11 protein-coding genes are annotated in these 15,364 nt (G+C 65.8%); 1 reads left to right on the top strand and 10 read right to left on the bottom strand.

What is annotated here, in order from left to right:
* Positions 1–6: 6 nt before the first annotated feature.
* From IT430_13115 to IT430_13155, 9 genes are all read right to left on the bottom strand, one after another.
* Positions 7–930, bottom strand: a complete 924-nt coding sequence (locus IT430_13115; GenBank protein MCC6908877.1) for an ABC transporter ATP-binding protein — start codon at positions 928–930, stop codon at positions 7–9.
* Positions 927–3,254, bottom strand: coding sequence for a hypothetical protein (locus IT430_13120; GenBank protein MCC6908878.1), 2,328 nt, complete (start codon positions 3,252–3,254; stop codon positions 927–929). Before IT430_13120 ends, IT430_13115 begins: the two co-directional genes overlap by 4 nt.
* Positions 3,254–5,332 (bottom strand): BatA and WFA domain-containing protein, encoded by a 2,079-nt coding sequence (locus tag IT430_13125; protein ID MCC6908879.1) that lies wholly within the window; start codon positions 5,330–5,332, stop codon positions 3,254–3,256. The genes IT430_13120 and IT430_13125 overlap by 1 nt, the downstream gene beginning before the upstream one ends.
* Positions 5,329–6,273 (bottom strand): DUF58 domain-containing protein, encoded by a 945-nt coding sequence (locus IT430_13130; GenBank protein MCC6908880.1) that lies wholly within the window; start codon positions 6,271–6,273, stop codon positions 5,329–5,331. Before IT430_13130 ends, IT430_13125 begins: the two co-directional genes overlap by 4 nt.
* Positions 6,274–6,323: 50 nt before the next feature.
* Positions 6,324–7,388: a MoxR family ATPase gene (locus IT430_13135; protein MCC6908881.1), complete on the bottom strand. Its 1,065-nt coding sequence runs from the start codon at positions 7,386–7,388 to the stop codon at positions 6,324–6,326.
* A 4-nt stretch (positions 7,389–7,392) separates the two neighbouring features.
* Positions 7,393–10,413, bottom strand: a complete 3,021-nt coding sequence (locus tag IT430_13140) for a hypothetical protein (GenBank protein MCC6908882.1) — start codon at positions 10,411–10,413, stop codon at positions 7,393–7,395.
* 126 nt (positions 10,414–10,539) lie between these two features.
* Entirely contained in the window at positions 10,540–11,088 is a 549-nt protein-coding gene (locus tag IT430_13145; GenBank protein ID MCC6908883.1) for an NADH-quinone oxidoreductase subunit B, read from the bottom strand.
* 177 nt (positions 11,089–11,265) lie between these two features.
* Positions 11,266–12,213 (bottom strand): hypothetical protein, encoded by a 948-nt coding sequence (locus IT430_13150; protein MCC6908884.1) that lies wholly within the window; start codon positions 12,211–12,213, stop codon positions 11,266–11,268.
* Between the two features lie 195 nt (positions 12,214–12,408).
* Entirely contained in the window at positions 12,409–14,163 is a 1,755-nt protein-coding gene (locus tag IT430_13155; protein ID MCC6908885.1) for a hypothetical protein, read from the bottom strand.
* On the opposite strand from IT430_13155, the gene IT430_13160 reads away from it, so the two are divergent.
* Positions 14,144–14,389 carry a hypothetical protein gene (locus tag IT430_13160; protein MCC6908886.1) on the top strand — a complete coding sequence of 82 codons (246 nt, stop codon included), beginning with the start codon at positions 14,144–14,146 and terminating at the stop codon, positions 14,387–14,389. The two genes, IT430_13155 and IT430_13160, sit on opposite strands and share 20 nt — an antisense overlap.
* A gap of 51 nt (positions 14,390–14,440) precedes the next feature.
* Here the strand turns inward: IT430_13160 and IT430_13165 are convergent, their stop codons facing one another.
* Positions 14,441–15,274 carry an isoprenyl transferase gene (locus IT430_13165; protein MCC6908887.1) on the bottom strand — a complete coding sequence of 278 codons (834 nt, stop codon included), beginning with the start codon at positions 15,272–15,274 and terminating at the stop codon, positions 14,441–14,443.
* Positions 15,275–15,364 lie beyond the last annotated feature (90 nt).

Raw genomic sequence — 15,364 nt, forward strand, 5'->3', positions numbered from 1 at the left:
CGCCGGTCAACTGACTTCGCCCTTGGTGAGCACGAGAAAGACGTCTTCGAGTTTGACGGTGCGCGGCTGCATCGCTTCGAGTCCGATGCCGGCGGCGACGAGCGCCGCGGGCACGGCGCGCGACGCCTCACGCTCGCCTTCGATCATGATGACGAGCCGATCCTGCTCGATCTCGACGGAGGTGACGACATCCAGGCCGCGCAGCACGATCGCCGCCTTGTGGTGATCGTCCACGCGGAGTTCGATGCCCTGGTGGAGCCCGCTGCGCCGAATGGCCTCGTCGATCGAACCGCTGAAGAGCAATTTGCCCCTCTCGATGATGCCGATGGTGTTGCACATCTCGTGCAGTTCGGAGAGGATGTGCGACGAGATCATGATCGTCTTGCCCATGCGGCGGAGTTCGAGCAGCAGGCTGCGGATTTCGATGCGCGCCCGCGGGTCGAGGCCCGACGCGGGCTCGTCGAGCAGCAGCACGTCCGGATCGTGCACGAGGACGCGCGCCACGCCCAGGCGCTGCTGCATGCCGCGCGAGAGGCTGTCCACCATCGCATCGCGCTTCGAAGTCAGATCGGTGAGATCGAGCACGTCTCCGACGATCTTCTTGCGATCGCGCCGCGGCATGCCGTAGGCGGAGGCAAAGAAGTCCAGATACTCATGCACGCGCAGGTCGGCATACACGCCCAGGAAATCGGGCATGTAGCCGATGACGCGGCGGATATTCGCGCCATGCGTCGCGCATGGCATGCCGCAGACGGTGGCGTACCCGGCGTCGGGCTTGAGCAGGCACGCGAGGATCTTCATCGTCGTGCTCTTGCCGGCGCCGTTGGGGCCGATGAAGCCGAACACGTCGCCGCGCTCCAGCCCGAGCGAGAGGTCGTCCAGCGCCGTGAGCGAGCCGAACCGCTTGGTGACGTGGCGCAATTCGATCACGGCTCAGGCTCCTCGTTCGCCGCCGCCGCGCGCTGGGCCGGCGCGAGCAGCCGCACGTGTATGACCTCGCTCCACTCGGCGTCCACTGTCGCGCCGTTTCGCGTCAATTCGAGTTCGCTGCGGTGGTCGAAGTCGATGAGCACCGCGGCGACGGAGGGCCCGAGCCCGGCGATCTGCTGCGCGATTTCGCGGTGGCCGGGCAATTGGTACGACGAGTCGTGGACCCACCCGCTGAGCAGGTCGTTCGAGTAGTACCCCCACGGCTCGGCCATGCTGCTGCGCTGCCGCTGTTTGGCCGCCTCTTCATCTCCGGGATCGCGCTTGAACTCCACCCGCTGCAATTTGCCCTGCAGGAGCGTGCCGGAAGCCGGTGAAGGCACATACCACCCCTCGTTCCACTGCACCGCGGCCACTCGTCCTTCCCAGCCCGGCGGGGCCGACACATCTACGAACAGCCGGTCGCGGGCCCGGTCGAAATGAACGAGCGCACTCATCTCCGGAACGCTCGCGGGGCCGCGCTCCATCAGCCAGCGGACATTCTCGAGCGGAACATTGATCGATTCAACCAGCGAGCCTCGCGAACCCTGCGCGATGGGCACCAGCGTTCCGCCCGCGTTGCCGCCCGAGTAGTAGCCCCAGGGCGAATTCCAACTGGCCGGAGTTTGATACACGCCGTCTTCGGAGCCTTGAAGAGCGTAACGACCGCCTTGGTTGGAGAAGATGGCGGTGAGTGACGTCGTCACGCCGCGCGTCGCGCCGGATGCTGCGTCGATGAGCGTGGCGCGGCACACGCGGGCCCGGCCGTAACTGACGGCTTCCTGCGCCAGATAGATGGCGCCGCAGGCGAGCAGCACGAGCAGCGGGCAGGTGATCCACGTCAGCGGCTCGCGCCGGATCCATCGCAGCAGGAAGAAATCAACGGGCCCGATGAGCACCACGAGCAGAAGCAAGGCCACCGCAATGGCGCCGAACAGGCCCCGGCTCACCCCGAACGGCGCGCTGAGCGTGTCGAGCATCTCATTGACGGCGGTCGTGGACATCGCGGAGTTGACCGAGCCCTGAACATCCCGGTAGTAGCCGGACGATTCCCGCAGACTCACCGGCACGGCGGAGCGAAGAGGCGCAATGTGCAGCAGGCAGTGCCACCAGCCCACGCCGCGCAGTTCGTTCGCGTCCGCCCCAGCGAGCGAAGCCGGATCAACTCCCAGCAGCGTCACTTCCCCCAGACCCAGCGGACCCCACGCAACGTGCCCGCTCGTGGGCGCGCTTTCGGCCGGCACAGCTCGCTCCGGGTCAAACGCGAGCCTCGCATCACGGATGCGCCATCCCTTCGCCTGGGCCGACTCGTCGAGAGCGATCTGCCGGCCGTAGAAGGTGCGGCCGCCATAGGAGGCCAGTTCGTTGATCAGTGTCGAGAGATACTGGCTGTACCACGCCAAAGGGGAACTGCTGTCGAGAGTGAGCGTCGGCCCGTATTCATCCGGATGCATGGTTCGCGCCACTGCCCGTCTGAGCACGTCGCCGACGGTTTGGTCGAACGGGTTCGCCTCGTACGAGCCGAACGTGACGGGACAGTCCATGTCGCCGAGTACCTGCCTGAAGGTCTCAAGCTGATTGGTCACGGTGACGGCCAGTCTTCCGCCGCCTTGCACCCACTCGAGCAGGGTCGCGAGCTGCGCCGCATCGAGGCGGTGCGCCTGCAGGTCTTCGAGCACCACCAGCGTAACGCCGTCGTAGCCCGGCCACTCGCGCGGCAGATCGGCTGCTTCGAGTTCTTCTACTTTTACGGGACTGACGCTGCCGTGATCGAAGAGCCAGCCGCTGCGAGGGAGCGTCGATTTCCCGACGGCGATCACGATGGCGTCGCTGTCCTGAATGCGCCACCAGCCGCCGATGGCCGCCGAACTGGGGCGCGTGCGGGCCAGCACTCTGCCACGATCATCGCGCAGTGTCGCCTCAAGTTCGCTGAAATCTTCAAGCGTGCGAGCGTAGACGACGACAGCTGACTTCTGCCCGGGCTGGATCGTGATTTCGCGCGTGATGACCTGGCTGTAGACCATGTCCTGGGGCACGCGGACCTGCACGTGCGCCCGCTGCGCGTCGCCGGTGATCGGCTCCCCCGGCGGGGAGACCCACGAAACCTCGACGTGGATCGGGAAGAAGTAGTGCGTCCGCACCGCGCCGCCGTGCCCGACGGACACGCTGAGCACCGGCTGGGGTTCGGCGCCCGCTGGTGCGGTCAGCGCCAGCACCGCCAGCAGCGCCGCGCACAGCGCCAGCAGGCGGGACCGGAGGGCGGCACGGTCGCGACGCGAACGGAACATCACACGTAGGCCTTGCGATTATACACGACCCATTCGACGCACAGAAACGCCAGCGCCGCCAGCAGCGCCCACGGCCACAGCGTTCGCTTGTGCACGCCGGATTCGGCATCCACCGTCTCCACCGCATCGCGCCCGAACCGCACGGATTCGGCCGCGGCGATGTCGCCCTCCGCCTCGTCGAAGAAATTCACGGCCACTGCGCGCGTCTGCTCATCGGCAGAATCCGGCGTTTTGTATTTGATGACGTAGAGCCCCGCGAGGTCGGACGTGTAACTCGTCATCGTCGGGTCAAGCGGATCGATCGGCGCCGAAACGCCGTCTGGCCGGAGGATCGATATCTCCGAAGCGTTGGAAGGCAGCCGCGCCACGATCGCCTGGCCCGGGCGCAGGGTCTCTTCGGTGAGCGCATCGCCGAGCCGGCCAAGGTAGTCCAGCGTGTTCTGCATGAACTTCACGAGGTTGACGTCAAATGGCCAGTTCGACGCCACCGGACGGAACTGAACGGCGATAACCGAAACGCCGCGTTGAAACGCCTCAACCACCATCGGCCCATCCGAACCCTCCACGAGCACGCTCGCCTCGCGCGGCACATCGAGCGGCTCGGTCGGCGACACGAAGAGCGTGTGGTAGTTCATGTTCGCATTGATCGGATGATCTTCCTTCCACGACAGTGCGGTGTTGTTCGACTTCGACTCGCCCTTGGAGAAGCCCGGCAGTGGCGGCGCGATTCCAAAGGTCAGATACCTGCCGGGCCCGAGTTTCTCAACATTGACGCCATCGAGGATGATCAGGTCGTACTTTTCCGTGTCGCCCGTCGACGCCAGGTTGGCGAAATGCTCGGGCGAAAGATTTTCAATGCGCTGGAGGAACGGAATACCCGACATCGCCGACTCGATGATCCAGCCGTCCGGCGGGGCGACGAGCGCAACGGTAAGTTGCCGGGCTGGCGGAATGACCGTGTAGGCCACGTTGTCGATCGCCAGCCCGTCATCGGCGTGCAGCCGGATGCCGATCGTCAGACCGCGCGGATCGCTGAGTGCGAACGTGACCGAGTTGGAGCCCGGGAGAAGTTGGGGCCGCGAACCCTCTTCCGCGGACGGCTCGGTCGCCCCTTCGAGCGGCGTCGTCGACGCACCCTCGCCCGACTCCGCTGCGGCCTTGCGGGGGTCGGCCAGTGTGGCTCCCTCGATCGTCAGCGTGCGCGTATTGACCAGCAGGTCGCCCACCGACAAGTCCACATCGACGGTGCGCGGCTCGGTCGAGTAGTTCGCCACGCGCACGTAGATTTCGAGGTTCTCCGAATCCTCAAGCGACCGCCGGGCGCCCAGGGCCGCGATGCCGACGTTCCAAATTCCCTCGGACTTGCCCACCGGACGGTAGACGACCGGCTCGTTCGCCCGCGCCACCTGATCGTCAAGATCGGAAATGCGCCCGTCGGAAAAAAGCAGCAGCGTCGCAGGCGGGCCGACGTCGCGCCCCGCCGTTTCGGGGTCGGTGTTGATGGTGTACGCGCGGGCGAGTTCGATCGCTTCGCCAAGGGCGGTGCGGCCGTGCGTGGGCGTGATGCTCTGGACTGCGGCGGTCAACTGGGCCTTGCTGGAGGTGAACGTGCTGTAGACCTGCGCCTCGTCACTGAAGCCGATGACCATGACCTGCTCGGTATCTGCGGCGCTGCCGATGATGCCGCCGGACTTCATGCCATCGATGTACTCGATCGCCTGGCGCTTCGCTTCGTCGAGCCGGCTGCCCCCCCCATCCACGTCGGTCGCCGTCATGCTGGCCGAGCGGTCGATGAGAATCACGGTGCGCGAGCCGCGCTGAATCTCGCCGACGTACTCAGGCTGGGCGATGGCCAGCAGGATGAGGGCGAGCACGATGAGTTGCAGCAGCAGAAGCCAGCTCATGCGCAGTCGCTGGAAGAGCGCGTTGGCCTGCAGGTCCTGCACCGACTGCTTCCACAGCAGCGTCGATGGAATGTAGTGCTCGCGCCGGCGCAGCTTGAGGAAATAGAGGAGGATGAGCGGCGGAATGAGACACGCCGCCACTACCGCCGCCAGCCATGGAGTGGCCCAGATCATTTGAGCAGGCCCCTCTTGCGCAGGTAGTCGAGCACGAGCGTTTCCATGCTCATGTCCGTCCGCAGAACCATGTGCACCATGGAGCGGCGGATGCAGTGGTCGCGCAATTGGCCGCAGTAGGCGTTGAGATTCTCCTTGTACCGCTTGAGCAGCGCCGCCGAGACGGACACCTCGGCGGTGTTACCGTCTTCCATGTCGCGCAGTTTGAGATCGCCGCTGAGCGCGTTGGTGGCGCCGGGGTCGATTTCCTGGGGGCTGAGCGTCTGGAGGATGAAGGTGTCAAATCCGCCGCCGACGAGGTAGCGCAGGCCCTTTTCGTAGCCCGTCTTGTAGAGAAAGTCAGACAGGATCACCATCACGCCGCGCCCCTGCCGGCTCAGTGCGACGGACTTCATGGCCGCCTCGAAGTCGGTCGTGCCCTGCGGCTGCATCTCGAGGATCCACTGGCCCATCTGCTGGGTCTTGCGCCGGCCGCGCAGGTTGCTCAGGCGGCTGCGCACGCCCTCGCCAAACGAGACGAGCGTCACGCGGTTGTAGTTCACGAGGCCGATGTAGCCCAGCGCCATGGCCAGCCGCTGGCAGAAGGTCAGTTTGTCCGGCTCGCCGTAGTCCATCGACATCGACGAATCCATCACAATGAAGAACGACAGGTCCTCCTCTTCGAGAAACATCTTGAGGAAGAGCTGATCGAGGCGGGCGTAGACGTTCCAGTCGATGTAGCGCAGGTCATCGCCGGGCACGTAATTGCGGAAGTCGGCGAACTCGACGCTCTGGCCGCGCTTCTTGCTTCGGCGCTCGCCCTGCAGTTTCCCCGCGAAGATCTTGCGCGAGACGACGTCGAGCTGATCGAGGCGCGACATCAGGCGCGAGTCGATGAGATCATCGATCTTCTGCGGCCGCTTGCGCCGGCTCTGGGGCATCGCGGTGGAGACCTGCGTCATCGCGTGAAGCGTCCCTTCTGGACATCATGCGGGAATCAGTCCCGCGACTTTCATCGGCCGTTGACCGTCACGGCGGGGAGATCCGACTCCTGCTCGCACGGCACAAGGCGGACCAATTCATTGATCACGTCATCGCTCGATACGTCTTCCGCTTCGGCTTCAAAGTTCACCATCACCCGGTGCCGCAGCGCCGGCAGCGCCATCTGCTGAATGTCCCGGAAGGACACGGCGAAGCGCCCGTCGATCACCGCGCGCACCTTCGCGCCCAGAATGAGCGCCTGCGCTCCGCGCGGGCTCACGCCGACCCGCACGTACCGGTTCGTCACCGCGGGGGCGTCGGTTCCACGCGGGTGCGTCGCCAGCACCAGCCGGATGGCGTAATCCTGCACGTGCTCGGCCACGACGACGCCGCGGACGAGTTGCTGCGCCTGGAGGATGTGCTCGGCGTCGATCACCGGCTTGACTTCGGGCGCTCCTCCCGCCGTCGTCCGCTCGAGGATCCTGGTCATCTCGCCGCGCGTCGCGTACGGCACGACGAGCTTGAACAGGAACCGGTCGAGCTGGGCCTCGGGAAGCCGGTACGTCCCCTCCTGCTCAATGGGGTTCTGAGTCGCCAGCACGATGAACGGCTCGTTGAGTTTGTACGTGCGTCCCGCGACCGTCACGCGGCGCTCCTGCATCGCTTCGAGCAGAGCCGACTGCGTTTTGGGCGTGGCGCGGTTCACTTCATCGGCGAGCACGATCTGCGCAAAAACCGGCCCGGCGCGGAACTCGAGCGAGCGCCGGCCGGTCGTGCGGTTCTCCATTACGATGTTTGTGCCGACGATGTCGGCTGGCATGAGATCGGGGGTGAACTGAATGCGACTGAACGGCAGCAGCAGCGCCTGCGACAGCGTGCGCACCAGAAGCGTCTTGCCGAGGCCCGGAACACCTTCGAGCAGGATGTGGCCATTGGCGAAGAGCCCCACCAGCGTGAGATCGACGATCTCATCCTGGCCGACGATGACGCGGGCGATCTCCCGCTTGAGGTTGCCCATCACGGCGCGCAGCGCTTCGCAGCGTTTGACGACCTCGGCGGCACTGTTCTGAAGAAGGCGCAGTTCGGGCAGTTGCATCGCTTCAGCCATCGCCGCCTCCCTGCGGTTTGTCCTTGCCCTGCTGACGGGCGCGGCGCTTGGCTTCGAGCAGGCGCGAGGTATACGAGCCCTCGTCCGCCTCGTCGGCGGCGGGCTCGGGCTTTGTGCGAGCCGGCGGCGGCTTCTTGAGCGATCCTTCGCCCTCATCGGACCCGACCTTGTCGAGATCGATCGCCGCTCCGCCGGCGGCGTCGGCCTCGAAGCGCGCCTCGGCCGCTTCGCGCTCCTCTGCGATCTGCTGCGAACTCTTGCGCCGGCCGGTGACGCGCTCCTGCACTTCACTGCGCGTCTGCTTGAGGCGATCGAGGCTCTGCCCAGCCGAAGACGAGCCGCCGTGCATCAAAGCGTACATGCGCCGCCGCAGGGCGATCGGGTCGATGGCCAGCCGCCGCGCCGCCACGTCCATCAGGAACAGGCCAGCGGCGATGATCGCCATGAGCGGCCAGATGTCGGTGAGACTCTTGGGCGTCTCAAGACCCTCGCGGTTGAAGAGATCAGCCTGCGCAGGGTCGCTGGGAAGTTCCCGCCCCTGCGTCACTCGCGCCAGGTTGGTCATCAGCGGCGCGTTGTCGCGCAGAGCGCTGAACTCCGGGCTGTACGGCACCGACACGCCGGACTGAATCGAACTGCGCTCGCCGTCGGCACTCTCGTAGATCATGTTGGCGATCCACGAGCCTTCTTCATCGACGGTGTACTCGCCGCGCCACTTGCCCGGCGCGATCTGCTGCAGATTGAAGAGTTCTTCCTTCAGTCCGGGCGAAAGCACGAGGGCGCTGATCTTGCCGAAGTTGGCGAACTGATTGTCGCTGCCGAGCACGTTGACTTCGACGATCGCCTTGTTGCCCTCGATGCGCGTGGACTGCTGGATGTTGGTTGGAGCCGCCGGCCGCATGGACCAGCGCACGACCTGCTCCCAGAATCCCTGGAAGTCCGCCCAGTCCACCCAGGCCTGACCCCAACGGCTCGTGGCGTCGCTCGTGAAGGCGATGCTCTTGCCCAAGCCGTATTGCCACTGCGCCATGATCGGATCACGGTCGCCGAAGTTGCTGACTATCTCGGGGTCGTAGCCGGGGCGAGGCGCTGTCAGGACGTAGCCCTGCATGGTCGGCAGCGCGGGCCAGCGACCGGCGAACGGGCCGGGCCGACCGGTCGGCTGGTGGATCGCCTGGTAGGTCTCGCCCTCGACGATGAGCGAGCGGCGGACGATCATCGCCTCCTTGATGAAGATCTTGGGCATCTGGTTGGGCCGCGACGGGTTGTAGGCCGTTCCCCCGGTCTGACGGGCGATGTTGGCCATCTGCTGCACGTCCTGCGGGTTGCCGTGCCCGCCGGCGATGACGGTGGAGATGGAGATCTTCGAGGCAATGAACTGGTTGATCATCGCCTGGCCCGGCGGACTCGGATCGCCGTCGGAGATGATGATGACGTGCTTCTGCCCCGCCGTGTTGTTCTGCAGCGCCGTGAGGGCCATCTGCATGGACGGGGCGAAGTCGGGCATGTCGCCCATCGTCATTTTCTTGATCGCGCTGATCGCGCCTGACTTGTCGCCGGCCGGGCTGAGCTTGTAGACCCAGTTGCACCCGGCATTCGGCCCGCCGACGTTCCAGTCAAAGTCGATGATGCCCACGTCATCCAGCCGGCTGAGCGCCTCGACGGCGGCAATGGCGCACTGCTGTCCCCAGTAGTTGCCCTGGGGGATTTCGCTGCTGTGCATGATGCACACGAGCGCGCCCTTGGGCATCTGGCTCTTCTCCGGCGGATCGAGCCGCACGGGCAGGGCTTTGGAGACTTCGCTGTTGATCCACCCGCCGGCGCCGAAACTGTCCGGCCCGCCGAGCATGATGAGTCCGCCGCCTATGTCATGCACGTAGCGCCGCAGCGCATCATCGACGCCCGCGCCAAACGCATGGGCCGGCACGTTGGCCAGGACGATCGAGTCGTAGCCGGAGAGAAAGAGCAGATCGCTCGTGACCTCACTGGGCAGCGCCGTATCGACTTCGATCGCGGCGTCGCGCATCGCCGCGCGCAGCGACGCGGTCTCGTCGGTCGTTTCGTGAATGACCAGCACGCGCCCCTCACCGCCCACGACGACCACTGCGTCGGCGCGGTTGTTTGTTGAGATCGGGTCGTCCTGCGGGTTGTCCGGCTCGAACTCGGCACGAAACCGCTGCGGGCCCTTCTGCGAGAGCGTCAGGTTCACCGTGCGGACGTTGATGCCTTCTTCCAGTTGGACGGGCACGCTCATGCTTGCCGGGTCGTCGGCGTTGAGATCGATGAGCGTGTCGTTCTGGTAAAGCGAGATGCGGCCGGTGGTGGCTTGGCGGCTGCGCAAGGCGAAGCGGAGCGAGATGGGCTGGCCTTCGCGCGCCATCGACGGCGCCATGATCCGCTCGAACTTGACTTCCTTCTGGTAGTCGTAGGTCAACTTCAGAACGTCGATGGGAATCTTGTTGGCCCGGGCGATGTCCGCGACGGTCATGACGTTGCCCGTCGTCTCGTTGCCGTCGCTCACGAGTACGAAGCGCACGGCCGAATCGCGCGGCGCGATGGCCAGGCCGAGGCGAACTGCATGCGCCAGGTTGGTCGCGTTGCGTTCTTCGATGGTCGTGTTCGGTTCGAGGATGGTGGCGCGATCGACCACCTGCACAACGCGCGCCTCGGCGCCGATGTTGATCACGCCCAGGCGGTCAAAGGGCTGCTTGCCCTTGGGATCATCCGTGGCTCGCCGCAGGTACTCGAGCGCGTTCGCCTCGAGCTGGTGCGAGATCGAGTGGCTGCGGTCGATCATGAGGATGACCGTCATGCTCTCGCTGCGTTCGAGCCACTTGGGCTGGGCAACGGTGACGGCGATGAGGGCGATGACGAGGGAGCGCAGCGCGCAGATGATGCCGCGCCGCAGCGGGGACATGCCCGTGAGGTGCCTCCAGCCGAACCACACGACCGGCGGAATGAGCAGACAGAGCAGAAGAGCGCCGGGATTGTCGAACTGAATGGGCAAGTCCATCGGCCTCGTAACGAAATGTCCCATCGTCGCGGCGCGACGGTCGGGGCATTATACCGAAGGCGATGGGGTAATTGACGCTGCCCGCCGGACATTTCCGGCAAGCGGCACTGCACGACGGGCGGATCGTCAGGTCGCCAGCGCCGGCGCGGGAATCGGCATGTCGTACTCGCGGGCGGCCTTCCGGGCTCCCTTGGGCAGGCCGATGGTCTGGGCACTGATCTTGTCCTGCAGGCGCATGAGGCCCTCAATGAGCGCCTCGGGCCGCGGCGGGCAGCCGGGCACGTAGATATCCACGGGCACGACGAGATCGACGCCCTTGACGACGTGATAGCCGTACTTGAAGTACGGCCCGCCGCCGACGGTGCACGCGCCCATGGCGATGACGTACTTGGGATCGGGCATCTGCTCGTAGAGCCGGCGCACGCGGGAGGCCATCTTGTACGTCACAGTGCCGGCGACGATCATGAGATCCGACTGCCGGGGTGTGGCGCGGAAAGCGCCGGCGCCGAATCGATCGACGTCAAATCGCGAAGCACCGAAGGCCATCATCTCGATCGCGCAGCACGCCAGGCCGAAGGTCATGGGCCAGATGCTCGACTTGCGGGCCCAGTTGAGCGCGAAATCGACGCCGGTGATGATGAGATTGTCTTCGAAACGGTTCTCGATCCAACTCATGATGGCTGCAGTTCCATGTCGTGAAAGGGCCGCGCAGACCCGATGAGGCGTGGATGGGATTGTAGTGCAGGCCCGGTCCACGAGCCAGCGCCGAGAGTCGTGGATACACCGCAAATGCAAGCGGGCCGCCGGCTGACCGGCGACCCGCGGTTATGGACGTGATGTGATTGCGATGGCTTACCTGCCGGGATCGCCCGAGTCGATGACGCGGCCGCCGACGAGCACCGGGATGCTCGATTCTTCGATGTCCACGATCTTCGCCACGCCCCAGTCACCGGTCAGTGTGACGTAGCGCGGCGAAGGGATGGCATTGGCCAGGCCAAGGCCGCGTCCGCCGGCGTTGGCCGAGGACCGAGCGCCGTTCGTGCGGGCCGGAGCGAAGGGATATCCGCCAACCTGGCGATGCAGGTAGTCGGACGCGTTGATGATGAGATTGCCGCGGAAGTAGCGGATGCTGCCGCCGTCGCCGCCGAGCGATTCCCACTGCGTGGGCTCGACGATCGAGGTGATGATGTCGATCAGTTCGTTGGCCTGATCCGCCTCATTGCCGCGAGCGACGTTGTTCTCATCACCCTGATCATCGCGGAAGAACTGACCCGAACTTCCGCCGCCGCCGCCCTGGCCGCTCCGCGAGCTGCTCTGCAGCACCTGGTTGAGGTCCAGTTGCGGCGCGTTGTCGAAGCGAGGCGGCACAAAGAGCAGTTCGCGCACCGGGTAGATGCGGACGTACTTGTTCTTGTTAAGGATCGACTTGGTGCCGATCTCGACGTAGCCGTCGCCGAGCACCCAAGTCGTCTCCTCGTCGGTCGCCTGCTTCATGACGAGTTCGAGAATGGTGAGCAGCGAGGTCGGGTTCTTGAGTTGAAGCGTGATCTTCGCGTTCGGATCGAATCCCTCGCCGAAGCCTTCTTCGTTCCACTTGGCGAGGATGTCGAGGTTCGCCAGTTCGGAGAGGAAGCCGACGACGGTGCGGAACTCGTGTCCGCTGAAGTCCACGGTGGGCAGTTCGGTGTTGAGCAGTTTGCCCAGCGCTTCAGAACGTGCCTGCATATCCTGGGCCGAGGCCACAGCCGCCGCACCACCCAGCACAGCCGTCGCAGCGAGAGTCATGATAAATCGACGCATTGGAGTCTCCTTGCCTTTGGAGGCCACGGGCGGTCGCTCGTGCCGCCTTCACTCTACTGGATGATAGCAGCCGGCCATGCTGGCACAATCTGCCCGAAACCGCTCCGATTGTTCCGCTGCCGCGCCCGAGAATCCACATCGGCACAACCGGCTTGCGAATTCCCGATGCGACTCAATTCGCCTGCACGGCACTTCTTATTGGCCGCCACCGGCCGACTGCTCGAACGCTTCCAGCGTGCTCACCGCCGCCAGCAGCGTCGCCGCCGACGCCGCGACGGGCATGGTCTGGTCGCACACGCCGGTCCGCACCCCTCCCAGCGCCGTCTCAGGATTTCGTGTGCGGTAGCGGTCGGCATCGCGCACCTGCAGTTGCCGCAGGAAACGCAGTGACCGCTGAAGGTTGATGATCTGCTCGGGCCGCTCCTGCGGCGGGGTGCACTGGCTGTCGCTGAGCATCACCGCGCTGTACGTCACCAGGTGCGCCGCCCGCCAGTCCGGATCCATCGCCGCCCGGTACTTCAGCGCCCCGATCATGTCTGGCTCGGCGATCTGTCCCGGGTCATAGCCCGGCTGCTCGGCCAGAACGCGCTGCCGCAAGGCCCGAAGCGCCGGCAGCGAGGGGATGCCCCGGCCGGAGCGGGCCTGCTCCACTTCCGCCATGGCCAGCCAGGGCATCAGCAGCGGCTGCATCGCCGGTCCCACAGATACCCACGCCGCATCGATGGCCTGGCGCGTACCCAGAGCCGCGGCCACGAGGGCTCGGTCTTCAGGAGACAGGTTCTCGCTGAAGCCGCGATCGGGGCGGAACGCCCGCTCGATTCCCGCATCCACCGCCGCCGAGAGTTCCGAGAGCGCCGGCGTCAATTCTGCGGGCTGCAGTTGCTCGATCGCCAGATGGGTCAAAGCTGCGGCGCGGGCATCCTGCCCCACCGCCAACCGCGTGGCCTCGTCGTATCCGAGCAGCGAAAGCAGGGCCAAGGCGCTGCTGCGGGCGGCGGCGGAGTCGCTGCTTTCCACGATCGCGGCGTATTTCAGCAGCGCCAGCGCCGCCAGCGCATGGTCGGCAAGGGTCGCCCGATCCTGCAGCCGGCGATCCACCTGAGGCAGGTAGTCGCCAAGCAGCAGCAGGTAACCCGGCTGGTCGGGGATGGCGATGGTTGATCGCCGAAGGTAGCCCGCCGTTTCGTGCGCCATGGTGCGGATTTCGGCCACGTCAATCGACTGCAGCGGCACGGCGCGGCTGCCGCGGTACAGAAACGCCGCCGCCCCGTCGCGCGTGGCCTGCGCCAGGTGGACGGTCTGAAATCTCCAGATGCGAATCGTGCCGTCGCCGATTTCGCGGTCGAGGCTTTCCGTAGGCGCCCCACTGCGGCTGAGCAGCGCGACGATCGCGCTCGACGGCCGCGTGTCAAAGGCCAGCATCTCCGCCGGGAACACCGAGTACGTCTGCCCTTCGCGCCGGAGCAGCAAACCGTCGAGGCCGGGGCGAATTGATTCGAGCACGCGGTCAAGGGAGGTGGCGCGGATTCGCTCGGGCGAATGGGCAAGATCGAGTTCGAGGGTCCGAAATGGAGAGGCGAGGAACTGCTCCTGCTTATCGGCGCGGATGTCGGCGTCGGTCACGCCGCCCGCGGTGTCGAGCGCCGCGGCCATAGCCCGGCGCGCGGCGCCGGTCAGAGCGCGCGAGGACGGCGTATCGAGGCTGTTGGCGTCTATCCCCGATCCGGCCCCCACGGGCCGGCCGGCCAGCCGGATCGCGACCCACACGCCCACGCAGCCGCGCGGCAACTGGGCGTCGGTTGGCGTCTCCCATGCGTCGAGCCACTCGGACACCTCGGCGAAGGTCCGAAGCGCATCGGCCGGCTCGATCTGCGAGGTTGCCGCACCGCCGCCCTGCCCGAGCGCCGGCAATGCCATCGCCAGACAGGCGATGAGCGGCGCCAACATCATGTTGCCCGCCCGCCACATGCCGGAGCGGCCGTACCGGCAATGGCGCCCGCGGCGCGCTGCCGGCCGTACAGGGGCCGGTATTTCCGGACCGACTGCCGCGGCACGGCGATTGATCCCCTTGTGGACGAACAAGCGGAGACTGGACATGCTCAATACCTTCCTCCTGACCGACAACCGCCGCCGCGTGCTGCTGCTGACCATTCTGATGTTTGCGGCGCTCTGCTGAGCGTGCCGCAGGCCTGGCCGGCAGCACTGAACTTTACGCCGCAGCGACCGATCACGAGTTGCTGTGGTCAATGCCGCCGAAGCGCCGGTGACGACTGGCGTAGTCGCGGATGGCTGCGCGCAATCCCTCCACGCCGAAATCGGGCCAGAGCGTCTTGGTCACGTACAGTTCCGCATAACTGATCTGCCACAGCAGGTAGTTGCTGATGCGCATCTCGCCGGCCGTCCTGATAAGCAGATCCGGATCGGGCAGTTCCGGCACGTAGAGATGCGAGCGGATCGTCTCTTCGTTGATGTCGTCGGCGCGCAGCACGCCCGCCTGCACCTTCGAGGCAATCGCCTTGACCGCGTCGGTGATCTCGGCCCGCGACCCGTAGTTGATGGCGAGCACCAGTTTCAGGCCGCTGCAGTGCCGCGTCGCTTCGATGGTGCGATCCAGTTCTTCGAGGACGCGCCCGGGCAGCCCGCTTCGGCGGCCGCACTGGATGAAGCGGATGTTGTTGTCGATCATCTCCTGCCGCTCGGCGATGAGATAAACCTCATACAGGCTCATGAGGAAATCGACTTCGTCCTCCGGCCGCTTCCAGTTCTCGATGGAAAAACTGTACAGTGTCAGCGCTTCGATGCCGAGATGGGCGCACTCGGTCACGACCGACCGCACCGATTGCGCTCCGGTCTTGTGGCCATGCATGCGCGGCAGGCCGCGCTCCACTGCCCAGCGCCCGTTGCCGTCCATGATGATCGCGATGCTGCGCGGCAGCCGGTCGAGCGGCACATCGGGCAGGCGCAGTTGCGGAGTCGGCGCCGGGAATCGAGGAGTCCCGCCTGCCCCCGCGGCCCGGCGGGCGTCCGGCGATTGCTCCACCTTTTCCGCAGCACTGCCCATCGGCTTCATTGTATCACCTTCGCGTCGGCCGAATGTGCGTTGGGCGATGATGACGCATTTGACAGAAAGCCGATCCTTTTGGAGGGAATC

The organism is Phycisphaerales bacterium (genome assembly GCA_020852515.1).
Taxonomy (GTDB): domain Bacteria; phylum Planctomycetota; class Phycisphaerae; order Phycisphaerales; family UBA5793; genus UBA5793.

What these genes read in the sequence shown, in the direction of transcription:
- IT430_13145 (MCC6908883.1), bottom strand. Translation starts at nt 11,088, where the DNA reads ATGAGTTGGATCGAGAACCGTTTCGAAGACAATCTCATCATCACCGGC.
- IT430_13135 (MCC6908881.1), bottom strand. Translation starts at nt 7,388, where the DNA reads ATGCAACTGCCCGAACTGCGCCTTCTTCAGAACAGTGCCGCCGAGGTC.
- IT430_13140 (MCC6908882.1), bottom strand. Translation starts at nt 10,413, where the DNA reads ATGGACTTGCCCATTCAGTTCGACAATCCCGGCGCTCTTCTGCTCTGT.
- IT430_13160 (MCC6908886.1), top strand. Translation starts at nt 14,144, where the DNA reads ATGAGCGGCGCCAACATCATGTTGCCCGCCCGCCACATGCCGGAGCGG.
- IT430_13130 (MCC6908880.1), bottom strand. Translation starts at nt 6,273, where the DNA reads ATGACGCAGGTCTCCACCGCGATGCCCCAGAGCCGGCGCAAGCGGCCG.
- IT430_13155 (MCC6908885.1), bottom strand. Translation starts at nt 14,163, where the DNA reads ATGATGTTGGCGCCGCTCATCGCCTGTCTGGCGATGGCATTGCCGGCG.
- IT430_13125 (MCC6908879.1), bottom strand. Translation starts at nt 5,332, where the DNA reads ATGATCTGGGCCACTCCATGGCTGGCGGCGGTAGTGGCGGCGTGTCTC.
- IT430_13120 (MCC6908878.1), bottom strand. Translation starts at nt 3,254, where the DNA reads ATGTTCCGTTCGCGTCGCGACCGTGCCGCCCTCCGGTCCCGCCTGCTG.
- IT430_13150 (MCC6908884.1), bottom strand. Translation starts at nt 12,213, where the DNA reads ATGCGTCGATTTATCATGACTCTCGCTGCGACGGCTGTGCTGGGTGGT.
- IT430_13165 (MCC6908887.1), bottom strand. Translation starts at nt 15,274, where the DNA reads ATGGGCAGTGCTGCGGAAAAGGTGGAGCAATCGCCGGACGCCCGCCGG.